This is a genomic window from Streptomyces sp. V3I8, assembly GCF_030817535.1.
Classification (GTDB): Bacteria; Actinomycetota; Actinomycetes; order Streptomycetales; family Streptomycetaceae; genus Streptomyces.
On record NZ_JAUSZL010000002.1, the window covers coordinates 6,413,333 to 6,438,437 of the forward strand.

General features: G+C 72.8%; 20 protein-coding genes. 12 read left to right on the forward strand and 8 right to left on the reverse strand.

What is annotated here, in order from left to right; translation table 11 throughout:
- Nucleotides 1-26 precede the first annotated feature (26 nt).
- The 4 genes from QFZ75_RS28275 to QFZ75_RS28290 form a co-directional block, all read right to left on the reverse strand.
- A complete protein-coding gene (locus QFZ75_RS28275) occupies nt 27-641 on the reverse strand; it encodes a DUF4126 domain-containing protein (protein WP_307541310.1) in 615 nt (204 codons plus the stop codon).
- Nucleotides 642-1,010: 369 nt separating this feature from the next.
- Nucleotides 1,011-1,652 carry a TetR/AcrR family transcriptional regulator gene (locus tag QFZ75_RS28280; protein ID WP_307541312.1) on the reverse strand — a complete coding sequence of 214 codons (642 nt, stop codon included), beginning with the start codon at nt 1,650-1,652 and terminating at the stop codon, nt 1,011-1,013.
- An 11-nt stretch (nt 1,653-1,663) separates the two neighbouring features.
- Complete coding sequence (locus QFZ75_RS28285; RefSeq protein ID WP_307541315.1) at nt 1,664-3,754, reverse strand: YhgE/Pip domain-containing protein; 2,091 nt, start codon at nt 3,752-3,754, stop codon at nt 1,664-1,666.
- Nucleotides 3,726-4,529, reverse strand: coding sequence for an ATP-binding cassette domain-containing protein (locus tag QFZ75_RS28290; RefSeq protein WP_307544843.1), 804 nt, complete (start codon nt 4,527-4,529; stop codon nt 3,726-3,728). Before QFZ75_RS28290 ends, QFZ75_RS28285 begins: the two co-directional genes overlap by 29 nt.
- A gap of 191 nt (nt 4,530-4,720) precedes the next feature.
- On the opposite strand from QFZ75_RS28290, the gene QFZ75_RS28295 reads away from it, so the two are divergent.
- The 3 genes from QFZ75_RS28295 to QFZ75_RS28305 all read left to right on the forward strand — a co-directional run bounded on the left by QFZ75_RS28295 (nt 4,721) and on the right by QFZ75_RS28305 (nt 7,002).
- Complete coding sequence (locus QFZ75_RS28295) at nt 4,721-5,290, forward strand: SAV_6107 family HEPN domain-containing protein (RefSeq protein ID WP_307541317.1); 570 nt, start codon at nt 4,721-4,723, stop codon at nt 5,288-5,290.
- 204 nt (nt 5,291-5,494) lie between these two features.
- Nucleotides 5,495-6,322, forward strand: a complete 828-nt coding sequence (locus tag QFZ75_RS28300; protein WP_307541319.1) for a methyltransferase — start codon at nt 5,495-5,497, stop codon at nt 6,320-6,322.
- 275 nt (nt 6,323-6,597) lie between these two features.
- The gene (locus tag QFZ75_RS28305) at nt 6,598-7,002 is read left to right on the forward strand and encodes a DUF3040 domain-containing protein (RefSeq protein ID WP_307541321.1); all 405 of its coding nucleotides are present in this window, start codon (nt 6,598-6,600) and stop codon (nt 7,000-7,002) included.
- A gap of 201 nt (nt 7,003-7,203) precedes the next feature.
- Here QFZ75_RS28305 and QFZ75_RS28310 read toward each other — a convergent pair whose 3' ends face one another.
- The 4 genes from QFZ75_RS28310 to QFZ75_RS28325 all read right to left on the reverse strand — a co-directional run bounded on the left by QFZ75_RS28310 (nt 7,204) and on the right by QFZ75_RS28325 (nt 12,808).
- Entirely contained in the window at nt 7,204-9,669 is a 2,466-nt protein-coding gene (locus QFZ75_RS28310; protein WP_307541322.1) for a DUF3488 and transglutaminase-like domain-containing protein, read from the reverse strand.
- Complete coding sequence (locus QFZ75_RS28315; protein ID WP_307541323.1) at nt 9,666-11,018, reverse strand: DUF58 domain-containing protein; 1,353 nt, start codon at nt 11,016-11,018, stop codon at nt 9,666-9,668. Before QFZ75_RS28315 ends, QFZ75_RS28310 begins: the two co-directional genes overlap by 4 nt.
- A complete protein-coding gene (locus tag QFZ75_RS28320) occupies nt 11,018-12,055 on the reverse strand; it encodes a MoxR family ATPase (RefSeq protein ID WP_307541324.1) in 1,038 nt (345 codons plus the stop codon). The genes QFZ75_RS28315 and QFZ75_RS28320 overlap by 1 nt, the downstream gene beginning before the upstream one ends.
- A gap of 204 nt (nt 12,056-12,259) precedes the next feature.
- Nucleotides 12,260-12,808 carry a carbonic anhydrase gene (locus QFZ75_RS28325; protein ID WP_307541325.1) on the reverse strand — a complete coding sequence of 183 codons (549 nt, stop codon included), beginning with the start codon at nt 12,806-12,808 and terminating at the stop codon, nt 12,260-12,262.
- Between the two features lie 336 nt (nt 12,809-13,144).
- Between QFZ75_RS28325 and rsmH the strand changes: the two genes are divergently transcribed.
- From rsmH to murG, 9 genes are all read left to right on the forward strand, one after another.
- A complete protein-coding gene (gene rsmH / locus QFZ75_RS28330; RefSeq protein ID WP_307541329.1) occupies nt 13,145-14,101 on the forward strand; it encodes a 16S rRNA (cytosine(1402)-N(4))-methyltransferase RsmH in 957 nt (318 codons plus the stop codon).
- 97 nt (nt 14,102-14,198) lie between these two features.
- On the forward strand, nt 14,199-14,789 hold the full coding sequence (locus tag QFZ75_RS28335) for a septum formation initiator family protein (RefSeq protein ID WP_307541331.1): 591 nt from the start codon (nt 14,199-14,201) through the stop codon (nt 14,787-14,789).
- Nucleotides 14,790-14,794: 5 nt separating this feature from the next.
- Nucleotides 14,795-16,780 (forward strand): peptidoglycan D,D-transpeptidase FtsI family protein, encoded by a 1,986-nt coding sequence (locus QFZ75_RS28340; RefSeq protein ID WP_373465954.1) that lies wholly within the window; start codon nt 14,795-14,797, stop codon nt 16,778-16,780.
- Between the two features lie 65 nt (nt 16,781-16,845).
- Entirely contained in the window at nt 16,846-18,522 is a 1,677-nt protein-coding gene (locus tag QFZ75_RS28345) for a UDP-N-acetylmuramoyl-L-alanyl-D-glutamate--2,6-diaminopimelate ligase (protein ID WP_373465955.1), read from the forward strand.
- 4 nt (nt 18,523-18,526) lie between these two features.
- Nucleotides 18,527-19,939: a UDP-N-acetylmuramoyl-tripeptide--D-alanyl-D-alanine ligase gene (gene murF / locus QFZ75_RS28350; protein ID WP_307541336.1), complete on the forward strand. Its 1,413-nt coding sequence runs from the start codon at nt 18,527-18,529 to the stop codon at nt 19,937-19,939.
- On the forward strand, nt 19,936-21,009 hold the full coding sequence (gene mraY, locus QFZ75_RS28355) for a phospho-N-acetylmuramoyl-pentapeptide-transferase (RefSeq protein WP_307541337.1): 1,074 nt from the start codon (nt 19,936-19,938) through the stop codon (nt 21,007-21,009). The genes murF and mraY overlap by 4 nt, the downstream gene beginning before the upstream one ends.
- Entirely contained in the window at nt 20,991-22,448 is a 1,458-nt protein-coding gene (gene murD, locus QFZ75_RS28360; RefSeq protein WP_307541339.1) for a UDP-N-acetylmuramoyl-L-alanine--D-glutamate ligase, read from the forward strand. Before mraY ends, murD begins: the two co-directional genes overlap by 19 nt.
- Nucleotides 22,449-22,645: 197 nt before the next feature.
- On the forward strand, nt 22,646-24,004 hold the full coding sequence (gene ftsW / locus QFZ75_RS28365; RefSeq protein ID WP_307541341.1) for a putative lipid II flippase FtsW: 1,359 nt from the start codon (nt 22,646-22,648) through the stop codon (nt 24,002-24,004).
- Nucleotides 24,005-24,010: 6 nt separating this feature from the next.
- Nucleotides 24,011-25,099, forward strand: coding sequence for an undecaprenyldiphospho-muramoylpentapeptide beta-N-acetylglucosaminyltransferase (gene murG, locus QFZ75_RS28370; protein ID WP_307541343.1), 1,089 nt, complete (start codon nt 24,011-24,013; stop codon nt 25,097-25,099).
- Nucleotides 25,100-25,105: the final 6 nt, after the last annotated feature.

Here is a 25,105-nt window from a genome sequence, read left to right on the forward strand (position 1 = left end):
CCTGGGAGCCGGCCCGCCCGCGGAGGTCAGCCGGGCGGCGGCCCGGCCCGGCGCGCGAGCCGTCGCTCCTCGCGGCGCCGGGCCCTGCGGCGCAGGAACCGCCTGATCCGCGAGACGAGGAAAAAGAGCGCCAGCAGTCCCGTCAGCAGCAGGACGCCCGCGACGACGGCCGCGGCCCCGGGGTGGAACATCGCGAAGGTCAGGATCCCGGCGACCCCGAGATCCTCGGCGGTACTCATCACGACGTTGCTGAAGGGCTCGGGCGAAGTGTTGATCGCCATCCGCGTGCCGGCCTTGACGGTATGGCTGGCCAGGGCGGACGAGCCGCCGACCGCCCCGGCGGCCAGCTCGGACAGCGAACCGCTCTGTCCGGCCAGCAGCGCCCCGACGACGGCCCCCGACACCGGCCGGACCACGGTGTGGACGGTGTCCCACACCGAGTCCACGTACGGGATCTTGTCGGCGAAGGCCTCGCAGACGAACAGGACGCCCGCCGCGACGAGGACCTCGGGGCGCTGTAGCGACCCGGGCACCTCGTCGGTGAGCCCGGTCGCGCCGAAGAGGCCGAGGAGCAGCACCACCGCGTACGCGTTGACACCGCTGGCCCAGCCGCTGGTGAACACCAGGGGGAGTACGGACACGGACGCGATCGTAACCAGTCGGCGACGGCTCGGCCTGGGCATGAGTACGTACGGCTGAGTACGCGTACCCAGGAGGTGAGTTGAGTACGCGCACGGATGGGTGGCGGCCCGTGCGGACGGGACAGTGGTGGCACGGGAAGGGGCGCGGCTCCGGCACCGCCGACACGGGGCGGCGGAACGGTGCGGCGCCCTCCACCGCTCCTTCCGCCGAGCACTCGGCGGGAGCGAGACAAGGGGGGACCCGGGGGGACCGGAACACGGGAACCGCCGGGGGCACCACGGGGGGACGCACGGGGGTGCGAGGGGGAGATCAGGAGGGGCGCCGGTCCGGCGTGGCCCGCGGGGGACGCGGCCACGCCGGACCGGCGCCTACCCGCGTCCCGGGCGGCCCCCGCCGACCCTCCCCTGGAGCAGCAGGGACAGCGCTGCGTGAACGTCGTCCAGGGACCGCTGCGGCTGGAACGCCAGCCAGTCGAGGGCCGCCACCAGCACCATGCCGACCAGGGCCGCCGCCGTCAGCGGGGTGTCGATCTCGTCGCTCAGCTCACCGCTCGCGACGCCGTCGCGCAGGACGTCCTCGACGACCGCGACGGCCTCCTGCCTGACCACCATCAAGGTGGACTGCCAGGCCCGGTTGGTGCGCCACAGCTCCGCCACGTACAGCTGGGTGAAGGCCGGGTAGCGGTGGATGAAGACGAGGCCCGCGCGGATCATCGCGTCCAGCGCGTCGACCCTGCTGCCGCCCTCCTCGTCGGTCTTCTCGACCGCCTCCCGCAGCGAGGCGGTGAGCAGCCCCACGCCGTGCCGCAGCAGCTCCTCGAAGAGGACGGACTTGCTGGCGAAGTTGTAGTAGACCGTGCCCTTCGCCACTCCGGCACGCTCGGCGATCTCGTCCACGGTGGTCGCGGAGAAGCCCTGCTCGGCGATGAGGGTCACCGCCGCCTCGTAGAGCTTCTGCCGGGTCGCCTGTCTCCGGCCGCCGCCGCTGTCCACCGTCCTGCTGCTTTCCATGGTCCCGATTGTCACAGGCTCAGCTCCGGGTGCAGACGGTCGAGGGTCCATACCTGCCGTCGCCGCGCGGACACCGCGGTGAGCGCGAGGGCGCCCACCGCGAACGCGCCGAGCACGGCGCACGCCTGCCAGACCGGTCCCAGGCCGCCGCCCGTGATGAGCCTCCGGAGGGCGTCGACGACGTGACTCATCGGCATGAAGGGGTGGATCGCGTTGAAGAAGCCCGGGCTGGTCTGCACGGGGTACGTGCCGCCGGCGGAGGTCAGCTGCAGCATCAGGAAGGCGAGGACGAGGATGCGCCCGGCCGCTCCGAAGCGCGCGTTCAGCCACTGCACGATCGCCGCGAAACAGGCCGTCACCAGGAACAGGAAGGCCACCGTCCCGGCCGCCCGCACGGCTTCCAGGCCGATCGCCCAGTGCAGTACGGACATCAGCGCGACCGTCTGGAGCACCCCCAGGGCGGCCACCGGCAGCCAGCCCGCCAGTGTGATGCGCCAGGCGGGGGCGCCCGCGGCGAGCGCGCGCCGGTTGAGCGGCGGGATCAGCATGTAGGCGACCATCGAGCCCACCCACAGGGACAGCGGAATGAAGTACGGGGCGAAACCGGTGCCGTAGTTGGGCGCCTTGTGCAGGTCCTTCGAGGCGAGTCGCACGGGGTCGGCCATGACGCCGGTGCGCCGGTCGCGGTCCTTCTTGTCGTAGTCCGGGATCCGTCCGGCGCCGTCGTGCAGTCCGCCGGCGAGCTTCACCGAGCCGTCGGCGAGTTTGTACATGCCGCCTTCGAGGTCGTCGGCGCCCGTCCCGAGCCTGCCGATCCCGCTGTCGAGGTCGGTGGCGCCCTTCTTGGCCGTGCCGAGACCCGTGTGCAGGGTCCTGGCGCCCTTGGCGACCTTCCCGGCCCCCTTGTTCAGTTCGTCGATCTTCGAGACGGCCGTGGCGAGGTCCTCGGACAGGTGCGGTGAGCGGTCGGCCAGCGCCCGCGCCTGCTTCTCCAGGGTGCCCAGGTGCCTGTCGAGCGTCTCCAGGTCGCCGTTCCGGCCGGCCACCAGCGTGCTGACGTCGTCGGCGACCTCCGCCACGTCCGCGGCCGCGTCCTTGGCCTTCTTCAGGTCCGGGCAGGCGGCGTCGGGCAGCGGCGGGTCCTGGTCCTCGCAGCGCGCCTTGTGGACTTCGTTCAGGGTGTCGGAGGCGGCGCGGGCCCCCTCGGCGGCGGCCGGAGCCGTCCTCGCCAGCGTGTCGAGGTTGTCGCGGACGGCCGAGGCGGAGTCCGCGACCAGCCGGGCGGTGTCGCCGATCTCCTTCTCGTTGCCCTTCAGGAAGGGCCCCACCTCGTCCGCGACGCCGTCGACCTTGTCCGCGAGCCTCTGCGTGCCCTCGGAGACCTGTCGCGAGCCGTCCTCCAGGTCGGCCGCGCCCGTGTCGAGCTTCTTCAGCCCCGCGGAGAGTCTGCCGCTGCCCGCCCCGGCGTCCGCGAGACCGTCCGCGAGGTCCTTGGAGCCCTTCTTCGCCTTCCCGATCCCGCCCTTGAGGCTGTCCGCCCCCTCGGCGGCCTTCTCGGTCTTCCCGTGGATGTCGGAGAACGACACGAAGATCCGGTCGAGGAACGACCGGGACGCCTTGGTCGACGCGGCCGTGCGCACCTCGCTGAAGACCGTGCGCGAGATCTGCCCGACGATGTAGTTGTTCGCGTCGTTCGTACGCACCTGGAGGGCGCCCGTCTCCGGCGAGCCGCCCGAACTGGAGGCGACCCTGCGGCTGAAGTCGGACGGCATGGTCAGCGACAGGTAGTAATCGCCGTTCTCGACGCCCCTGCGGGCCTCGGCGGCGCTCACCTCGTGCCACTCGAACGTCTCGCTCCGGCGCAGCCCCTCGGTGATCTCGTCGCCCATCACGATCTTCTCGTGGGCGGCGGTGGCCCCCTTGTCGTCGTTGACCAGCGCCACGGGGATGCGGTCGAGGCGGCCGTACGGGTCCCAGAACGACCACAGGTAGAGGGCGCCGTAGAGCAGGGGCAGCAGCAGGAGCGCGGCCAGCGCGGCGCGCGGGAGCCTGCCCCTGCCGAACCGCCTGAGCTCAAGCGCGGCCAGCTTCGGCGTGCGCATCCACCGTCTCCTTGTCGTCGTCGTTGTCGTTGTTCCTGTCGGCGCCGGTGTCGGTGCCGGTGTCCTTGCCGTTCCGGTCGGCGGGGGCGGTGGACACCACGACCGCGTCCTCGGGAGCCTCGCTGCACACCGCGACGACGGTGGTCCCGGTCCTGGTCAGGGAGCGCAGCAGTGCCCAGGCCTCGGCCCGTTCGGCCGCCGGGAGCTTGAGGTCGGTGTCGTCGACGCCGAGCAGCAGGGGCCGGCCGATCAGGGCGAGGGCCACGGACAGGCGCAGCGCCTCCAGGCGCTCCAGGTCGCGCACGGCGGTCCTGGATCCCTTGGGCAGCGCCTCCCGGTCCAGCCCGGCGGCGGCCATCGCGCCGTCGACCCGCAGCCGTGCCTGGGCCGACCGTTCCCGGCGGGGCCGGAGCAGGCCGCGCACGGAGCCGCCGAACCGCCGTTGGAGCAGGGCCCTCTCGCGGAGGTGCTCGCCCACGGACAGGGCGGGCTCCAGGTCGGTGACGCCGGGCACATGGGCCAGGGCGCTGAACCGGCGGAGCGCCGCCATCTGCTTCGGGAGGTCGTACGAACCCACCCTCGCGCGCCCCTCGGTGGGCTTCATCCGGCCGGTGAGCGCGAGCAGCAGGCAGGTGCGGCCCGAGCCCGAGGGTCCCTCGACCGCGATCAGCGAACCGGGCTCAGCGTCCACGTCCACACCGCGGAACGCCCAGCCGCGGGGCCCTTCGAGTCCGAAGGCCTCGGCCCTGACGCCGAGTCCGTGCGGACCGTCCACAACTTTCCCCACCCGTCGGCTCCTCGAAGCGCGAAGTTTTTATACTGACTGGTCAGTGCAAAAACTACTCCGAACCTACGATCGAAGCAAAAGCGCAGGTCAGAACGGATTGTCAGTGGCATACCGCACGATAGGCACATACGGCACTCCCCGTCGGGGCGTGCTGTCACCCAGACGACAGGAGGTTCGTCATGGCCAGTTCTTCCGCAGCCGCCGCCCGCCGGCGCCGCGCCACCGGCCCTGCCCCCTCGCTGACCGGTCCGGCGAGCGACGTGCACCCCGTGCTCCGCCGTGCCACGGCCCCGCCTGCCGCCCTCGATCTGCTCGCCCAGGCCCACGCCGGCCTCGACGAGGCGTCCCTGCTGGAAACACCGAACGAGCGGTACGCGACGGCCCATCTGGCCGCCCTGCGCACCGCCGCGGCCGTGCTCGCCGCCCGGGGCCGCCCGGAGACCACCGCGAGGCGCCGCGCCAGGATACGGAGCGCCTGGGAGGTGCTCCCCGAGATAGCGCCCGAACTCGCCGAGTGGAGTGTGCTGTTCGCCTCCGGAGCCTCCCGCAGGGCACGTGCGGAAGCCGGCATCCAGGGCGCGGCCACCATCCGTGACGCCGACGACCTGCTGCGCGACGTGGCGATGTTCCTGCGCCTCGTCGAGCGCATGCTGGTGCTCCAGCCGGTCCTGCCCCAGCCGCGGCAGGACGGCGACCAGGAGGCGCGGCACACACCGGAGGCCGTCCCGGACGTGCCGGACGCGGGGTGACGGGACCAGGGCCCGGGCCGGGTCGCCCGGGCCTGTGAGGGGTCGTCGCGGGGCGGTCCGTCCGGCGCGCGAGACAGGGCACCGGGCAGGGGGCGGCAGGCAATAGAGTTGGGACGCCTGCATCTCCCCGCGCCGGACAGGGCCGGGAGGAACCACATCGCTCCGCCCTACCCGAGGCGGCGCCGCGCCGAGGAGTCAACTGCCGTGTCGGACCCGATGCGCCCGCCCGCCTCCCCCCGCCCCCCTCAGCCGGCGTCGCTGCGCTCCGACCCCTCCCGCCCCCGCGCCTCCCTCCGTACCGCCGTGGTCTGGGACGTCCTCAAGGACGCCCTGGACCGCCGGGTCAAGGCCACCGGCCGGGAGTCGCTGGACGTGCTCGACACCGGAGGCGGCAGCGGCAACTTCGCGGTGCCCGTCGCCCGCCTCGGCCACCGTGTCACCGTCGTGGACCCCAGCCCGAACGCGCTGTTCGCGCTCGAGCGCCGGGCCGCCGAGGCCGGCGTCGCCGACCGGGTCCGGGGCGTCCAGGGCGACGCGCACGGCCTCTTCGACGTCGTCGAGCGCGGCTGCCACGACGCGGTGCTGTGCCACGGCGTCCTCGAGTACATGGACGACCCCGCCGAGGGCCTGCGCAACGCGGTCGGCGCGCTGCGCCCCGAGGGCGTCCTCAGCCTGCTCGCCGCCGGCCTGGGGGGCGCCGTGCTCGCCCGGGCCCTCGCCGGTCACTTCACGGAGGCCCGCCACGCCCTGGGCGACCCGGACGGCCGCTGGGGCGAGGGCGACCCTGTTCCGCACCGCTTCACGGCCGACCAGCTCACCGCGCTGGTGCAGGACGCGGGCCTGGACGTGGGTGCCGTGCACGGCGTACGGGTCTTCGCGGACCTGGTCCCCGGCGTCCTCGTCGACACCGAGCCGGGCGCCCTGGAGGCCCTGCTCAAGCTGGAGGCGGCGGCCGCCGAGCTCGCCGCCTTCCACTCCGTCGCCACGCAGCTCCATGTGCTGGGTGAGACGCGGGAGCCCACCGAGAGGTGAGTCGCCTCCCGTGCCGCACCCCTGATCAGGGACGCGACGGCAGATGGAGTACGCCACAGGCCCCCCGATCGGGCGCCCGGAGCCGTATGATCGGGGGAGGCCGTCCGGCATGACGGGCCGGTCGCTGGGGAATCTACGCCTCAGCGGATCGGATCACCATGGCGGGTTCCGGTTGGCGAATTGGCGCAGAGGGGCGGGTTTCACGGGGGCGATTCCCTGCCTATCCTGAAGGGGACCCCCGGTCGCCCCGGCGACTGCACGATGAGGAGGACGCCGTGCCGCTCTCGGAGCACGAGCAGCGAATGCTCGAGCAGATGGAGCGAGCGCTGTACGCCGAAGATCCCAAGTTCGCGACAGCGCTTGAGGGAAGCGGGCTGCGTACGTACACCCGGCGACGGGTCTACCAGGCGGTCGCGGGCTTCCTCGTAGGTATCGCGCTCCTCATGGCCGGAATGGTCGCACAGCAGATCTGGGTCAGCGTGGTGGGTTTTCTCGTCATGCTGGGCTGCGCGGTGCTCGCCGTCACCGGTTGGCGCAAGGCCCCCAAGCCGGGTGAACAGCCCGCGCAGGGCGCGCCGGGTGCTCCGCAGGCCAGCGGTCGGGGCCGGCAGAAGCGCTCCATGATGGACCGCATCGAACAGCGCTGGCAACGGCGCCGTGACGAGCAGGGCGGTCAGTAGCCCACCGGCTCCCGTCCGGCAGACGTAGGCCCGGACGGACACAGGCGCAGACAGGGGCGGCCACCGACAGGTGACCGCCCCTTCGGCGTACCCGGCCGCCGGCCGCGTCACCCGTCGCCGGGGCCCCCGGCGACGGGCAGCAGCGGGGGGCGTCCACCCGGACCGGGTGGACGCCCCCCGCTGCTCGGCCGGCGGTACGGCTCAGCCGCTGCCCTGCCCCGACGGGCGGCGTACGAGCGCCGCCCAGCGGGCCGCCACCCGGGACTTCAGCGCGATCCAGCGGTCGGAGGCCGCCCACACCACCCGTACGGCCGAGCGCGGCGCGAGCAGTGCGCGCAGGCGCGTACCGCGGCCGGCCGTGGCGCGCAGGCCCGCGTTCATCCGGCGCACGTCATCGCCCAGGCCCGGGGTCGGCCGGGGATGCGGCGAGTACAGGACCTGCTCCACCGCGTCGGCGACCCGGTGGACGGAGGCCGCGGCCTCCGGATCGAGGTGCCCGATGCGGACGATCCGCGCCGCCGCCTTGCGCGGCGTCTGCGACTCGTCGGGCGCGATACCGAAGTCCCACGCCGTGTCCCCGACCTCCTGCCAGGCCCCCAGCGTGGCGGCCGTGGCATCCGCCTCGATCCGGCTGTGCGAACCGGGCCGCGAGTCCCCTGCCTCCTGCCAGGCCCCCGGCGCGGTGCCCGCCCCGGCCCGGGCGTGCGAACCGAGCCGTATCGACCGGGTCCGCATCCGCCACAGCAACGGCAGCAGCGGCACCGCGAGCACGGCGAGTCCGGCCAGGGTGAGCACGAGGATCAGGAACCACGGCGGATCGTCGTCGGTCGCCCCGAACGCCGCCTGCGGCGACTCGCTGCCGCAGGGCTGCTCCAGCTTCTTCTCCGCCGCCGTGCAGCTGTCGCTGCTCGACGGCGCGGCGGACGGCTCCGTGGACGAGGACCGCGACGGCACGTCCGGGTCGGGGACCGTCGTGCCGGGCGTGTCCGTCCGGGTGTACTCCGGAACGGTGCCGCGGTTGGGCGTCGGCTCGAAGCGGGTCCAGCCCACGCCCTCGAAGTACAGCTCGGGCCAGGCGTGCGCGTCCCGCAGTCCCACCGAGTTCGTACCGTCCGCCTGGGGCGAACCGGGGGTGAAGCCCACCGCGACCCGGGCCGGGATGCCCAGCGTGCGGGCCATGGAGGCCATCGCGAAGGAGAAGTGGACGCAGAACCCCTGCTTGTCCCGCAGGAAGCGCGCTATGGCCTGGGACCCGCTGCCGACCTGCACCTCGGTGTCGTAGGTGAAGCCGCCCTCCAGGGCGAACCAGTCCTGCAGCGCCACCGCGCGCTCGTAGTCGTTGTCGGCGTCCGCGGTGACGTCCCGCGCCGTCCGGGCCACCACCGGCGGCAGCGAGCCGGGCACCCTGGTGAACTCGCGCTTGAGCACCTCGGGCGCCTCGGGCGCGTTCGCCAGCTGGTCGGCGGTCGGCTGCACGATCAGGCTCTTGACCGTGTACTCCTGGCCGCGCGTGGTCTGCCCGTGGTCGCCGACCAGCGTGCGGCCCACGGGCTCGAACCGCCACTTGCCGCCGATGCCCACCTGGCCGGCCGGATAGGGCATCGGCAGCCAGTCCTGCGCGTACCAGTCGGCCGCCGAGATCCTCGTCTGGATCTCGGTGCGCCGGACGTCGTCACCGAGGCCGGGCGGCGTCGGGAACGACCCGGGCACGTCCTCGACGTGGCGCTTGGCCGGCTTCCAGGCCGTGCCGTCGAACTCGTCGAGCGAGACGATCCGCAGGTAGAGGTCCTGCGTCTCCTCGGAGTTGGTGCGGTAGGACATGACCTCGCGGTCCTCGTCCACGTTCAGGCTGTCGCGCAGCGAGACCAGCGGGTTCACCGCGGAGATCGTGCCGCCGCCCCCCGAACCCGTGCCGACCCCGGTCCCCGCGGTGCCCAGCAGCCCGCCGTCGAGCGCGGGCAGGGCCAGCGGTACGACCAGCGAGATGCCGAGGGCGACGGCGCCGATGCGCCGGCCCGTGCGGACCGGCGCGAGGGCGTTCTCCGAAGGGTCCGCGCCCGGTGCGCGGGGTCCGCCGCCGAAGACCCGGCCCCACTGCGAGAGCCGGTCACGTCCCTCGGCCAGCAGCAGCACCAGGTAGCCGGTGGCCGCCAGCAGGAACCAGACCCAGCCGGCGGCGCCGTCCGCGAGCCCGGCGGCGACCGAGTACAGCGCGAGCAGCGGCAGTCCGGCGGGCGCCGCGCTGCGGAACGTCACCGCGAGCGCGTCCACCGCGAGGCCGATCACCACGACGCCGCCGACCATCATCAGGCGGATGCCGTCGGAGAGCGGCGCCGGGATCGAGTACCGCCCGACGTCGTCCGTGCCGGCCTGCAGCAGATCGCCGAAGTGGCGGAAGACGTCGGGACCGGGGACCAGCCCGGCGACGGCCTGCTCCCGGGCGAAGGACAGGGTCAGCAGCGCCAGGGTGACCAGCGCCTGCACCGCGATCGTCAGCGGCCGGGCGAGCGGCACCCGGCGGGCCGCCGCGCCCACCCCGGTCTGTATCGCGAGCAGGAACGCGGCCTGCAGGAACCAGGTCGCCGGATCGACCAGCGGCAGCAGTGCGCAGGACGCCATCAGCGTCGCCGCCATGGCGCACAGCGCCAGTCGCGCACGCCCGCTCACGCGGCACCGCCCCCCGCCGTGCCGCCCGCCGGGGCGACCCCGTTGCGCTGCCGGTCCGCCTCCCGCCACAGGTCGCCGAGACCGGTGCCCGGCGGAACGGCCAGCGCGGTCCAGCCCGCCTCACGCAGCATCCGAAGCCGCTCCTCGCATCGTTCGTCGGCGGCGCCCCGCACCCATGCCCCGCTGTCCAGCAGGAAGGCGACCGCCCCGCCGCTGCGCTGGCGCATCCTGGCGAGCACCGTCGCCTGTTCCTCGTCCAGGTCGCCGAGGAAGGCGACCAGCAGTCCTTCGTTGCCGCCGCGCAGCACGTCGTACGCCCGCGACAGGCCCGTACCGTCGGAGTGGTCGACCACCGCGAGGGTGTCCATCATCAGTCCCGCCGCGTCCGCCGACTCCTGGCCGGCCCCGGCGAACCCGTCGGGGCCCTCGCCCGGCACCGAGGTGCCGGTGTCGGTCAGCAGCCGGACGGAGAAGCCCCGTTCCAGCATGTGCACCAGCGTGGAGGCGGTGCCGGAGACGGCCCACTCGAAGGCCGAGTCGGGGCCCGCGCCGTCGAAGGCGATGCCCCGGGTGTCCAGGAGCACCGTGCAGCGGGCCCGCTGGGGCTGCTCCTCGCGGCGCACCATCAGCTCGCCGTACCGGGCGGTCAGACGCCAGTGGACGCGACGCAGGTCGTCGCCGTAGCGGTACCCGCGCGGGATCACGTCGTCCTCGCCGGCCAGCGCGAGCGAGCGGTGCCGCCCGTCGCCGTACCCCTTCGCCTCGCCGGTCAGCCGCACCGGCGGCAGGGGCTCCACACGCGGGACGACGGTGAGGGTGTCGTACGTCGAGAAGGCGCGGGTCAGCTCGCACATCCCGAAGGGGTCGCTGAGCCGCAGCTGCAGCGGGCCCAGCGGATAGCGGCCGCGCAGGTCCGAGCGCACCCGGTACGACACCTCGCGCCGGCCGCCCGCCTCGACCCGGTCGAGCACGAAGCGGGGCCGCGGCCCCAGCACGTACGGCACCCGGTCCTGGAGCATCAGCAGACCGGTGGGCAGCCGCGAGACGTTGTCCATCCGCAGATGGACGCGCGCCTCGGAACCCGCCGGAACCCGCCCGGGGGTGAGCCGGCGGCTGCCGGAGACCCGGTAGCGCGTGCGGTACAGCACGGCCGCGCAGACCAGCGGCAGTACGGCCAGCAGCAGCCCGACCCGGAGCAGGTCGCTCTGCCCCAGCACGTACGCGCAGACGGCGGCCGCGATGCCGGCGGCCAGGAACGACCGCCCGCGCGTGGTGAGCCCGGCGAGAGCCGTGCGCAGTCCGCCCTTGTCCTCCTCGGCCGTCGCTGCGGGCATCCCCCCGGTGGACATCACCGCCTCCGCGGCGGCTGCTCGCCGAAGAAGGACGCGCTCCGGCCCATCGCCGGACCCCCCGGTGCCGGGGGCGCGGACGGCACGGCCGTGCGCTGGAGGATCTCCAGGACGACCTGCTCGGCCGTACGGCGGTTCAACTGGGCCTGCGCGGTGGGCAGCAGCCGGTGCGCCAGGACCGCCACGGCGAGGGCCTGGATGTCGTCCGGCAGGGCGTAGTCCCGGCCGCTGAGGGCGGCGGAGGCCTTCGCGGCGCGCAGCAGGTGCAGCGTGGCGCGCGGCGAGGCGCCGAGTCTCAGGTCCGGGTGGTTGCGCGTGGCGCCCACCAGGTCCACCGCGTACCGGCGGACCGGGTCGGCGACGTGGACCGTGCGGACCGCGTCGATGAGCTTCACGATCTCGTGCGCGTGCGCCACCGGCTGGAGGTCGTCCAGCGGGGAGACCCCGCCGTGGATGTCGAGCATCTGCAACTCGGCCTCGGCGCTGGGGTAGCCGATGGAGACCCGGGCCATGAAACGGTCGCGCTGCGCCTCCGGCAGCGGGTAGGTGCCCTCCATCTCGACCGGGTTCTGCGTGGCCACCACCATGAAGGGGCTGGGCAGCTCGTAGGTCTGCCCGTCGATGGTGACCTGGCGCTCCTCCATGGACTCCAGGAGCGCCGACTGCGTCTTCGGCGAGGCGCGGTTGATCTCGTCGCCGATCACGATCTGCGCGAAGATCGCGCCCGGCTTGAACTCGAAGTCCCGGTTCTGCTGGTCCCAGATGGACACACCCGTGATGTCCGAGGGCAGCAGGTCGGGCGTGAACTGAATACGCCGCACCGAGCAGTCGATGGACCGCGCCAGTGCCTTGGCCAGCATGGTCTTGCCGACGCCGGGGACATCCTCGATCAGAAGATGCCCCTCGGCGAGCAGCACGGTCAGCGAAAGCCGTACGACCTCAGGCTTGCCCTCGATCACTTCCTCCACCGAACTGCGGACTCTCTCCGCAGTGGCGGTCAGATCTGTGAGGCTCGCTCGATCGTCATAGGTCGTCACCCGGCCCTCCTCGGCCCGTTCTTTCTCCGGGCCGACGCGCTGCGATGCGGACCGGCCCACCCCGAACACGGACGCCACGCGGGAAAAGTTCCGCGCGACGCCACACACGCATTCTTGTTGCCGTTACCGGTTCGTGTCACTCGCCTGTGGATAACTGGCCGTGATATGTCGGGTCTTGCGGTTTTTGGACGGGTCGAACCGGCGTCAGGTGGGGTCTATCTCACGCAGCAGGCCCGTCTTCACGTCGAACACGAAACCACGTACGTCGTCCGAGTGGAGAAGGAACGGTGAGGTCCGCACGCGCTGCATGGACTGCCGTACGTCCTGTTCGACGTCCCGGAAGGCCTCGACCGCCCACGCGGGGCGCTGGCCGACCTCCATCTCCAGGTCGTGGCGGAACTCCTCGGTGAGGGACTCCAGGCCGCAGCCGGTGTGATGGATGAGCACGACGCTGCGGGTGCCGAGCGCGCGCTGGCTGATGGTGAGGGAGCGGATCACGTCGTCGGTGACGACGCCGCCCGCGTTGCGGATGGTGTGACAGTCGCCGAGTTCCAGGCCCAGTGCGTCGTGCAGGTCGAGACGGGCGTCCATGCAGGCCACGACCGCGACGCGCAGCACCGGCCGGGCGTCCATGCCGGGGTCGGCGAACGCGGCGGCGTACCGCTCGTTGGCCTCGACCAGCCGGTCCGTCACGCTGCCGGATCGGGATATGGCGTCTTCGGGTTCGGTGGGAACGGATGCGGAAGTCGTCATACCCATGACGGTAAGGGGCGCACGCTGTCCCGGCCTGCTGTGAGTCGGTACAAAGAACACCAATGATCGTTGTGGTGAGGTAACCCACAAGGGTGGACCGAGTGCGCCCGTACGAGTGAATATCGCCGATTTGCCGCTTGATCGGCGGGGAGAGCCACGACGCGCAGGCCGGTTCATTGACCGCGCGACACCGTGGACTAAAGTGACGCGAAGCGGGAGGCGAGACGGCCTCCCTGCTGGACTGCCACCCCCGACGGGCCCCGGCGACCGTGCCGGCGGCGGCAGGGCGGGGACCCGGCGGTGCGTACCGGCCGAGCCGGACCTGAGAGGGCCCCCTTGAGCAACAGTCGACATGTCCCGGTGATGCTCCAGCGGTGCCTGGACGTGCTGGCCCCCGCACTGGAGCGGCCGGGAGCCGTGGTCGTCGACTGCACCCTCGGTCTGGGCGGCCACAGCGAGGCCCTGCTCACCCGGTTCCCCGAGGCGCGCCTGGTCGCCCTGGACCGCGACAAGGAGGCCCTGCGCCTCTCCGGGGAGAGACTCGCGCCCTTCGGCGACCGGGCCACGCTGGTGCACGCGGTCTACGACGAGCTGCCCGACGTGCTCGACCGCCTGGGCCTCCCGAGTGTCCAGGGCGTCCTGTTCGACCTCGGCGTCTCCTCCATGCAGCTCGACGAGGCCGACCGCGGCTTCGCCTACGCCCAGGACGCGCCGCTCGACATGCGCATGGACCAGACGACCGGCATCGGCGCGGCCGAGGTGCTCAACACCTACCCGCCCGGCGAACTGGTCAGGATCCTGCGGGCGTACGGCGAGGAGAAGCAGGCCAAGCGGATCGTGTCCGCGGTCGTGCGCGAGCGCGACAAGGAGCCCTTCACCAACAGCGCGCGCCTGGTCGAACTGATCCGCGACTCCCTGCCGCAGGCGGCCAAGCGCACCGGCGGCAACCCCGCCAAGCGGACGTTCCAGGCGCTGCGCATCGAGGTGAACGGCGAACTCACCGTCCTGGAGAGGGCCGTTCCCGCCGCGGTGAAGGCGCTCGCCGTCGGGGGCCGGATCGCCGTGCTGTCGTACCACTCCCTGGAGGACCGCCTGGTGAAGCAGGTGTTCGCGGCGGGTGCCGCCGTCACCGCGCCGCCCGGACTGCCGGTCGTCCCCGAGCGCTATCAGCCCCGGCTCAAGCTGCTCACCCGCGGAGCCGAACTTCCCACCGAGGAAGAGATCGCGCAGAACCGGCGGGCCGCCCCCGCGCGGCTGCGCGGGGCCGAACGGATCCGGGAGGACGCCGAGTGAACGCAAGGGCGCGTGAGGTGGACGGCCGAACCCACCGGCCACCCGGGGCCGGGCCCCGGACCCGGGTGCCGCGGACCCGAGCCCACCTGGAGGGCGGGTGAACAGCAGACCCGAACTGCGGGGGCGGGCGGCCCGGCTCGCGCGGCTCTTCCCGACCGGCTCCGGACAGGCCGCGCGTACGCCCTTCGTGCTGCTGGTCGTCCTGCTGCTCGGCGGCGGTCTCATCGGGCTGCTGGTGCTGAACTCCGCGCTCAGCGAGGGTTCGTTCCAGCTCGACGACCTCCAGAAGGACACCAAGAGCCTCACCGACGAGGAACAGGCGCTCCAGCGGGACGTGGACGCCTACTCCGCGCCCGACGCCCTCCAGCGCCGCGCCCGCGAGCTCGGCATGGTGCCCGGCGGCGACCCCGCCTTCCTCAACCCCGACGGCACGGTCCTCGGCGTACCCGGCGCGGCCGCCGAGCAGTCGTCCCTGACCGTGGTCCGTCCGCCCGGGGCGTTCGCCCCCGGACCGGCTCCGGCCCCCGCCGAACCGCTGCCGTCCACAGGCCCGCTGCCGTCCACCGGGACCCCGATGAGCGGCGGCATTCCGGATCCCGCCCCGGATCCCGCCCCGGATCCCGTGGCAGGAACCAGCACGGAACCCGTCCCGCAGTCCACGACGGCCTCCACGACCCCCGGCAGGTGACGGAAGTGTCCGACAGGGAACCCCCGCGCCGCCGGGTGCCCGCGCCCGCCCGCTCCCAGAAGCCCGGCGGGCCCGTGCGGTCCGGCCGCCCCGTGAAGCCCGGCGGGCCCCGGCGCCCGGGCCCCGGCGCCCGGCCCGCACGCCGCCCCGCTCCGCCCCGCGCCAAGAGCCCGCGCGTCATCCGGCTCGGCAGCCCCCGCCCGCGGCTGCGCCTGGTCAGCCTCGCCCTGGCCCTCGTGCTGACCGCCTTCGTCGTACGGCTCCTGCAGGTGCAGGCGGTCGACGCGAGCGAGTACACCGCCAAGGCCGAGAAGAACCGGTACCTCAGCCGCACCCTGGCCGCCGAGCGCGGCGGGATCACCGACCGCAACGGCGTCGACCTGGCCATCAGCGTGGACGCGAACGACATCACCGCCGACCCCACCCTGTTCACGCGGAAGGCGACGGAGACCGACGACGCCCCCGAGCAGGCCGCCGCCCTGCTCGGCCCGATCCTCGACAAGGACCCCGGCGACCTCGCCAAGAAGCTGCGGACCGGGAACACCCGCTACGTGGTGCTCGCCCGTCGGCAGACCCCGCAGGTCTGGACGCAGATCAAGGACCTGAAGAGCACCCTCGCCGAGAAGGCGGGCGAGGGCGGGCCCGCGAACATCCTGGCGGGCGTCCTCCAGGAGCCCAGCAGCAAGCGGATCTACCCGAACGGTGAGCTCGGCGCCGGGATACTGGGCTGGGTCAACGCCGACGGCAAGGGCGGCGGCGGCATCGAACAGCAGCTCGACGGCAAGCTGTCCGGCAAGGACGGCGAGATCCGCTACGCCCAGTCCGGCGGACGGCAGGTGCCGACCGCAGGCTCCACCGAGAAGCCCGCGGTGGCCGGCTCCGACGTCGAGCTGACGATCGACCGGGACATCCAGTGGGCCGCGCAGAACGCCATCGCCGAGCAGGTCGAGAAGTCCGGGGCGGACCGCGGGTACGTCATGGTGCAGGACAACCGCACCGGCGAGATCCTCGCGATGGCCAACGCCCCCGGCTTCGACCCGAACGACCTGTCCGAGGCCGACGGGAGCGCCCTGCACAACTGGAGCCTGGAGGACGCCTACGAGCCGGGCTCCACCGCCAAGGTCATGTCGATGGCCGCCGTCCTGGAGGAGGGCGCCGCCACCCCCGCCACGCACGTCACCGTGCCCAACCGGCTGCACCGCGGCGACCGGCTCTTCCGCGACGACATCGACCACCCGACCTGGTACCTGACGCTCAACGGCGTCCTCGCCAAGTCCAGCAACATCGGCACCATCCTGGCCACCGGCCAGCTCGGCAAGACGCAGAAGGAGGCCAACCGGGTCCTCCACTCGTACCTGCGCAAGTTCGGCATCGGCGGCTACACGGGCCTCGGCTTCCCCGGCGAGACGAAGGGCATCCTCGCCCCCGCCGACCAGTGGTCGACCTCCCAGCAGTACACGATCCCCTTCGGCCAGGGCGTGTCCGTCAACGCGATGCAGGCGGCCTCCGTCTACTCGACGATCGCCAACGGCGGCGTGCGCGTGGAACCGACCCTCGTCCGCGGCACCAAGGGGGCCGACGGACACTTCACCCCGGCACCCGAGGCGAAGAGGACGAGGGTCGTCAGCGAGAAGACCGCGAAGACCCTCGCACAGATGCTGGAGTCCGTCGTGGACGACGAGGAGGGCACCGGCACCAAGGCGCGCATCCCCGGCTACCGCGTCGCGGGCAAGACCGGCACGGCCAACCGCGTGGATCCGGCCACCGGCCGCTACCACGGGTACACCTCGTCCTTCGCGGGGTTCGCGCCCGCGGACAACCCCCGCGTCACCGTGTACTGCGCCATCCAGAACGCCACCGAGGGCAGTTACTTCGGCGGCCAGATCTGCGGGCCCGTCTACAAGGAAGTCCTGGAATTCGCACTGAAGACCCTCCAGGTGCCGCCCACCGGGAACCCGGCGGCCAGACTCCCCGTCACCTTCACCCCCTGACCGGCACCGATCAGGCCCCGACCGGCGCCTCGTCACCGCCCGCGACACCGACCAGGAACCACCTAGTGAAAACGATCACTCCCGACTCCGGCGACGACGGTTCGCCGTCCGTCCCGCCGCGCCCCTCGCTTCGCTCCGGCGGGGGTGTGCCCGGTACGCTCACCGCCGTGCCACACGCCGATCAGTCCCGAACCACCCAGAAGGGCGTCCCTGTGACCTATCCGGGGCCTCCGCGACCGGTCCAGAACTCCGCCACACCCCTCGCGGAGCTGGCCGGTCAGCTGGGCGCGGAGCGTCCGGAGGGCGCCACGGGCGCCGTCGGGGTCACGGGCATCACCCATGACTCCCGCGCGGTGCGCCCGGGCGACGTCTACGCCGCGCTGCCCGGAGCCCGGGTGCACGGCGCCGACTTCGTGACCCAGGCGGCCGGCCTCGGCGCCGCCGCCGTGCTGACCGACCCGACCGGGGCCGACCGGGCCCGGGCCACCGGCCTGCCGGTCCTCGTGGTCGACGACCCGCGCGCGCGGATGGGCGAGCTGGCCGCCTCCATCTACGGCCACCCCGGCCGCGACCTCCTCCAGATCGGCATCACCGGCACGTCCGGCAAGACCACGACGGCGTACCTCGTCGAAGGCGGTCTCCGGGGCATCCGCAGCACCGGACTCATCGGCACCGTGGAGATGCGCATCGGCGACGAGCGCATCAAGTCGGAGCGCACCACCCCCGAGGCCACCGACCTGCAGGCGCTGTTCGCGGTCATGCGCGAGCGGGGCGTCGAGGCGGTCGCCATGGAGGTCTCCAGCCACGCCCTGGTCCTCGGCCGCGTCGACGGCTGCGTCTTCGACATCGCGGTCTTCAACAACCTGAGCCCGGAACACATGGAGTTCCACTCGGACATGGAGGACTACTTCCAGGCCAAGGCGCGGCTGTTCGCACCGGAACGCAGCAGGCTCGGTGTGGTCAACCTCGACGACGAGTACGGACGCAGGCTCGTCGAGGAGGCCGGCGTCCCGGTGGTGACCTTCTCCGCCGAGGGGCACCCCGACGCCGACTGGCGCGCCGAGGACGTGCGGGTCGGCCCGATGGACTCGGCCTTCGTCGCGGTCGGCCCGAAGGGCGAGCGGATCACCGCCAGGTCGCCGCTCGCGGGCCCCTTCAACGTGGCCAACACCCTCGCCGCGATCGTCGCCCTCGCCGTCGCCGGGATCGACCCGCAGACCGCCGCCGACGGCATCGCCGCCGTCCCCGGCGTGCCGGGCCGCCTGGAGCGCGTGGACGCCGGACAGCCGTACCTTGCGGTCGTCGACTACGCGCACAAGACCGACGCCGTGGAGTCCGTCCTGCGGGCCCTGCGCAAGGTCACCGAGGGCCGGCTGCACATCGTCCTCGGCTGCGGCGGCGACCGGGACCGGACCAAGCGCAAGCCGATGGGCGCCGCCGCGGCCCGGCTCGCCGACACCGCCGTCCTCACCTCGGACAACCCCCGCGGCGAGGACCCCCTCGCCATCCTCGCCACGATGCTGGCGGGCGCCGCCGAGGTGCCGGCGCACGAGCGCGGAGAGGTCCAGGTCTTCGAGGACCGGGCCGCCGCGATCGCCGCGGCCGTCGCCCGCGCCCGGCCCGGCGACACCGTCCTGATCGCGGGCAAGGGCCATGAACAGGGCCAGGACGTCGCCGGGGTGGTCCGTCCCTTCGACGACCGCCAGGTGCTCCGCGCAGCTATCCAGAAGACCCAGGGATGAATTTGTGATCGCCCTCTCCCTCGCCGAGATCGCCTCAGTCACCGGCGGGCAGACGCACGACATACCGGATCCGTCGGTGCAGGTCACCGGACAGGTCGTCAGGGACTCCCGGGAGGTGGAGCCGGGCAGCCTCTTCGTCGCCTTCGCGGGCGAGCGCGCGGACGGCCACGACTTCGCCGCGGACGTCGTCGCGGCCGGTGCCGCGGCCGTCCTGGCCTCCCGGCCCGTCGGCGTCCCCGCGATCGTCGTGGACGACGTCCAGCGGGCCCTCGGCGCCCTCGCCCGCCACGTCGTGCGACGGCTCGGCGCGACCCTCGTCGCCCTCACCGGCTCCGCGGGCAAGACCAGCACCAAGGACCTGATCGCGCAGGTGCTCCGCAGCAAGGCGCCGACGGTCTTCACGCCCGGCTCCCTCAACAACGAGATCGGGCTGCCGCTCACCGCGCTCAGCGCCACCGAGGAGACCCGCTTCCTCGTCCTGGAGATGGGCGCCCGCGGGATCGGCCACATCCGCCACCTCACGGACCTGACGCCCCCGCGGATCGGCCTCGTCCTCAACGTCGGCACCGCCCACATCGGCGAGTTCGGCGGCCGCGAGCAGATCGCGCAGGCCAAGGGCGAGCTGGTGGAGGCACTGCCCCCGGCCGAGGAGGGCGGCGTCGCCGTCCTGAACGCCGACGACCCCCTCGTCCGCGCCATGGCCTCGCGCACGAAAGCACGCGTGATCCTCTTCGGGGAGTCCGACGAAGCGGACGTACGGGCCGAGAACGTACGGCTCACCGGGAGCGGACAGCCTTCGTTCAGGCTTCACACACCCTCCGGGTGCAGTGAGGTGACCATGCGCCTGTACGGTGAGCACCACGTGTCGAACGCGCTCGCCGCCGCCGCCGTCGCCCATGAGCTGGGCCTGTCCGCAGACGAGATCGCCACCGCGCTCTCCGAGGCGGGCACCCTCTCCCGTTGGCGGATGGAGGTCACCGAGCGCCCGGACGGCGTGACGATCGTCAACGACGCCTACAACGCGAACCCCGAGTCCATGCGAGCCGCCCTGCGCGCGCTCGCGGCCATGGGCAAGGGGCGGCGGACCTGGGCGGTGCTCGGCCCGATGGCCGAGCTCGGGGACGAGGCGCTCGCCGAGCACGACGCGGTCGGGCGGCTCGCCGTCCGGCTCAACGTCAGCAAGCTCGTCGCGGTCGGGGGCAGGGAAGCGTCCTGGCTGCAACTGGGCGCATATAACGAGGGTTCGTGGGGTGAGGAGTCGGTGCACGTGTCCGACGCACAGTCGGCGGTCGACCTGTTGCGCAGTCAGCTGCGCCCGGGAGACGTCGTACTCGTGAAGGCGTCCCGGTCGGTCGGTCTCGAGCGGGTCGCGCAGGCGCTGGTCGAGGGCACCGAGGGTGAGGTCGCCGTCCGATGATGAATCAGATCCTGTTCGCGGGAGTCATCGGCCTCTTCCTGACTCTCATCGGCACCCCCCTCCTCATCAAGCTGCTGGCCCGCAAGGGCTACGGCCAGTACATCCGCGACGACGGCCCGCGCGAGCACCACGCCAAGCGCGGTACGCCGACCATGGGTGGCATCGCCTTCATCCTGGCCACGCTGCTGGCGTACTTCCTCAGCAAGGTGATCACGGGGAAGCCGCCGACGTTCTCCGGACTGCTGGTGCTCGGCCTGATGACGGGCATGGGCGTGGTCGGCTTCCTCGACGACTACATCAAGATCGTCAAGCGGCGCTCGCTCGGTCTGCGGGCCAAGGCGAAGATGGCCGGCCAGCTGATCGTCGGCATCGCCTTCGCGGTCCTCGCGCTCCAGTTCGCGGACAACCGCAACAACACCCCGGCCTCCACCAGGCTCTCCTTCGTGCAGGACTTCGGCTGGTCCATCGGCCCGGTGCTGTTCGTGGTCTGGGCGCTGTTCATGATCCTCGCGATGTCGAACGGCGTGAACCTGACGGACGGCCTGGACGGCCTGGCCACCGGCGCCGCCACCATGGTCTTCGGCGCCTACACCTTCATCGGCGTCTGGCAGTTCCAGGAGTCCTGCGCCAACGCGCAGACCCTCACCAACCCCGGCGCCTGTTACGAGGTCAGGGATCCGCTCGACCTCGCGGTCGTCGCGGCCGCCCTCATGGGCTCCTGCTTCGGCTTCCTGTGGTGGAACACCTCACCCGCCAAGATCTTCATGGGGGACACCGGTTCCCTGGCGCTCGGCGGCGCGCTCGCAGGTCTGGCGATCTGCTCCCGCACGGAGATCCTGGTCGCCCTGCTCGGCGGCCTCTTCGTCCTCATCACCATGTCGGTGGTCATCCAGGTCGGCTCCTTCAAACTGACCGGCAAACGCGTCTTCCGGATGGCACCGCTGCAGCACCACTTCGAACTCAAGGGGTGGTCCGAAGTCCTTGTCGTGGTCCGCTTCTGGATCATCCAGGGCATGTGCGTCATCGTCGGACTGGGCCTCTTCTACGCCGGATGGGCAGCCAAGAAGTGACGACCGCCTCCGCCTGGCAGGGCATGAACGTCACCGTCGCCGGCCTCGGCGTGAGCGGCATCAGCGCCGCCCGCGCCCTGGCCGGCCTCGGCGCGTCGGTCACGGTCGTCGACGGCGGCGACTCCCCGGCGCACCGGGAACGGGCCGTCCCCCTCGAACAGCAGGGCATCGCGGTACGCCTCGCGGACGCGGACACGCTGCCCGGGGGCACCGACCTGGTGGTCACCTCGCCGGGCTGGAAGCCGGACAGCCCGCTCTTCCGGGCCGCCGCGGAGGCGGGCGTGGACGTCGTGGGCGACGTCGAGATCGCCTGGCGCCTGCGCGGCCACGACGGCAGGAAGGCCGCCCCCTGGCTGGCGGTCACCGGCACCAACGGCAAGACCACCACGACCCGGATGCTCGCCTCGATCCTGGCCGCCGCGGGCCTGCGCACGGCCGCGGTGGGCAACATCGGCACGCCGATCGTCGACGTCGTCCTGGGCACCGACGAGGCGTACGCCGACCTCGACGTGCTCGCCGTGGAGCTGTCCAGCTACCAGCTGCACTGGGCGCCCTCCCTGCGCGCCCACTCCGCGGCCGTCCTGAACCTCGCCCCGGACCACCTCGACTGGCACGGCTCCATGGAGGCGTACGCCGCCGACAAGGGCCGTGTCTACGAGGGGAATCAGGTCGCCTGCGTCTACAACGCGGCCGACAGGGCCACCGAGGACCTGGTGCGCGCGGCGGACGTCGAGGAGGGCTGCCGGGCCGTCGGCTTCACGCTCGGCGCCCCCGGCCCCTCCCAACTCGGCGTCGTGGACGGCATCCTGGTCGACCGCGCCTTCGTCGAGGACCGGCACAGGCAGGCCCAGGAACTCGCCGAGATCGCGGACGTCCGCCCGCCGGCCCCGCACAACATCGCCAACGCCCTCGCGGCGGCGGCCCTGGCCCGCGCCTTCGGCGTGCCCGCGAAGGCCGTACGCGACGGGCTGCGGGCCTTCAGGCCCGACGCCCACCGCATCGAGCACGTCGCGGACGTGAACGGCGTCGCCTACGTCGACGACTCCAAGGCCACCAACACACACGCGGCACAAGCCTCGTTGGCGGCCTACGAGTCGATCGTGTGGATCGCGGGCGGCCTCGCCAAGGGCGCGACCTTCGACGAACTCGTCGCCGGGTCGGCGAAGCGGCTGCGGGGTGCCGTACTCTTCGGCGCGGACCGGGCCCTCGTCCGCGAAGCCCTCGCGCGACACGCCCCCGAGGTACCGGTGGTCGACCTCGACCGGACCGACACTGGGGCGATGACCGCGGCGGTTCAGGAGGCGGCCCGGCTGGCCCGCGCCGGCGACACGGTGCTCCTGGCGCCGGCCTGTGCCTCCATGGACATGTTCACCAACTACAACCAGCGCGGTGACATGTTCGCGGAAGCAGTCCGCGAACTCGGCGCCGCGGACGCCTGACGGCAGGCCCTGGGCCGGCCCGGGCGCCCGGGATCCTTGGGAGCGACGCGTGACGTCATCGTGGTCGGTGTACCGACGCAGGTCTTCTGCCGGCGGCACGGCGCCGTGCCGCCCCGGCGCCCGCCCCGTGCGCCTGAGGCCGCCGGGGCCCGGTGAGCCCCCGGCGGGGCGCCCGCCCGCCCCGAGGGAGGCCCGCCGTGCCCGCTAGCCGCACAGGACGCCCTCCCGTCCAGCGCGCCCCCCGGCGACCCCCGGGGCCCCGCCCTCCGCGCGACAACGCCGTGAGCCGCCTCTACGGCCGCGCACGCCGTGCCTGGGACCGGCCCCTGACCGCGTACTACCTGATCCTCGGCGGCAGCCTGCTGATCACCGTGCTCGGGCTGGTGATGGTCTACTCGGCCTCGCAGATCACCGCGCTCCAGCTGTCGCTGCCGGGAAGCTACTTCTTCCGCAAGCAGTTCCTCGCGGCGGTGCTCGGCGGCCTGCTGATGCTGGCCGCCTCCCGGATGCCGTCCAAGCTGCACCGGGCGCTGGCGTACCCGATACTCCTCGGCTCGGTCTTCCTGATGATCCTCGTCCAGGTGCCGGGGATAGGGGTCGCGGTCAACGGCAACCAGAACTGGATCTCGGTCGGCGGCCCCTTCCAGCTCCAGCCCAGCGAGTTCGGCAAGCTGGCGCTCGTGCTGTGGGGCGCCGACCTGCTCGCCCGCAAACAGGACAGGCGGCTGCTGACCCAGTGGAAGCACATGCTGGTGCCGCTCGTGCCGGTCGCCTTCATGCTGCTCGGGCTGATCATGCTCGGCGGCGACATGGGCACCGCCATCATCCTCACCGCGATCCTGTTCGGCCTCCTGTGGCTGGCCGGGGCGCCGACCCGGCTCTTCGGCGGCGTGCTCGCCGTCGCGGTGGCCCTCGGTGTGATCCTCATCAAGACCAGCCCCAACCGCATGGCCCGCCTCGCCTGCCTCGGCGCCACCGAACCGGGCCCCGGCGACTCCTGCTGGCAGGCCGTGCACGGCATCTACGCCCTCGCCAACGGAGGGCTCTTCGGCTCGGGCCTCGGCGCGAGTGTGGAGAAATGGGGTCAACTGCCCGAAGCGCACACGGACTTCATTTTTGCCATCACGGGTGAGGAACTGGGCCTGGCGGGCACTCTGTCGGTGCTCGCACTCTTCGCGGCCCTAGGCTATGCGGGTATCCGCGTGGCCGGACGCACGGAGGACCCCTTCGTGAGGTACGCCGCGGGTGGCGTGACCACCTGGATCACGGCGCAGGCCGTGATCAACATCGGTGCGGTGCTCGGTCTGCTGCCGATCGCCGGTGTCCCGCTCCCGCTGTTCTCCTACGGGGGTTCCGCCCTGCTGCCGACCATGTTCGCCATCGGGCTCCTGATCGCCTTCGCGCGTGAGGACCCCGCTGCGCGGACGGCGCTCGCGCTGCGGCAACCCCGCTTTGGCAGAAAGCGGGCTGCGGTGAGAGGCTCCGCAGTCCGGGGGCCTCGGAAGTGGAACACGATGCGACGGCGTGCTTCGGCACGTTCGTCCGGAGAGCGGTGAATTTCGGTGCATGTCGTACTCGCCGGCGGGGGGACCGCCGGCCACATCGAGCCCGCGCTCGCCCTCGCGGACGCCCTGCGCAGGCAGGACCCGACCGTGGGGATCACGGCCCTGGGCACGGAGCGCGGACTCGAGACCCGACTCGTGCCGGAGCGGGGCTACGAACTCGGGCTGATCCCCGCGGTGCCGCTGCCGCGCAAGCCCACCCCGGAGCTGATCACCGTCCCCGGACGGCTGCGCGGCACGATCAAGGCGGCCGAGCAGATCCTGGAGCGCACCAAGGCGGACGCGGTCGTGGGCTTCGGCGGTTACGTCGCCCTGCCCGGCTACCTGGCCGCCAAGCGCCTCGGTGTGCCGATCGTCGTCCACGAGGCCAACGCCCGGCCAGGCCTCGCCAACAAGATCGGCTCGCGGTACGCGGCCCAGGTCGCCGTCTCCACGCCGGACAGCAAGCTGCGGGGCGCCCGCTACATCGGCATCCCGCTGCGCCGCTCGATCGCGATGCTCGACCGGGCCGCCGTCCGCCCCGAGGCCCGCGCCGCCTTCGGGCTCGACCCCTCCCTGCCGACCCTGCTGGTCTCCGGCGGTTCGCAGGGCGCCCGCCGCCTCAACGAGGTGATCCAGCAGACCGCCCCGTACCTCCAGCAGGCCGGTATCCAGATCCTGCACGCGGTCGGCCCGAAGAACGAACTGCCGCAGGTCCACCAGATGCCGGGGATGCCCCCCTACATCCCGGTACCGTACGTGGACCGGATGGACCTCGCGTACGCCGCGGCCGACATGATGCTCTGCCGCGCGGGCGCGATGACCGTCGCCGAACTCTCCGCCGTCGGGCTCCCCGCCGTCTACGTCCCGCTGCCCATCGGCAACGGCGAACAGCGGCTGAACGCCCAGCCGGTGGTCAAGGCCGGCGGCGGACTGCTGGTCGACGACGCGGAACTGACACCGCAGTGGATCCAGGGCAACGTCCTGCCCGTGCTCGCCGATCCGCACCGGCTGTTCGAGATGTCCCGCGCCGCCTCCGAGTTCGGCCGCCGGGACGCCGACGACCTGCTCGTCGGGATGGTGTACGAGGCGATCGCGTCACGCCGCTAGCGCGTG

Excerpts from the sequence above, each read along its gene's own strand:
- QFZ75_RS28280 (WP_307541312.1), bottom strand. The coding sequence starts at position 1,652 with ATGGAAAGCAGCAGGACGGTGGACAGCGGCGGCGGCCGGAGACAGGCG.
- QFZ75_RS28285 (WP_307541315.1), bottom strand. The coding sequence starts at position 3,754 with ATGCGCACGCCGAAGCTGGCCGCGCTTGAGCTCAGGCGGTTCGGCAGG.
- QFZ75_RS28295 (WP_307541317.1), top strand. The coding sequence starts at position 4,721 with ATGGCCAGTTCTTCCGCAGCCGCCGCCCGCCGGCGCCGCGCCACCGGC.
- QFZ75_RS28315 (WP_307541323.1), bottom strand. The coding sequence starts at position 11,018 with ATGTCCACCGGGGGGATGCCCGCAGCGACGGCCGAGGAGGACAAGGGC.
- QFZ75_RS28325 (WP_307541325.1), bottom strand. The coding sequence starts at position 12,808 with ATGACGACTTCCGCATCCGTTCCCACCGAACCCGAAGACGCCATATCC.
- mraY (WP_307541337.1), top strand. The coding sequence starts at position 19,936 with ATGATGAATCAGATCCTGTTCGCGGGAGTCATCGGCCTCTTCCTGACT.
- murD (WP_307541339.1), top strand. The coding sequence starts at position 20,991 with ATGGGCAGCCAAGAAGTGACGACCGCCTCCGCCTGGCAGGGCATGAAC.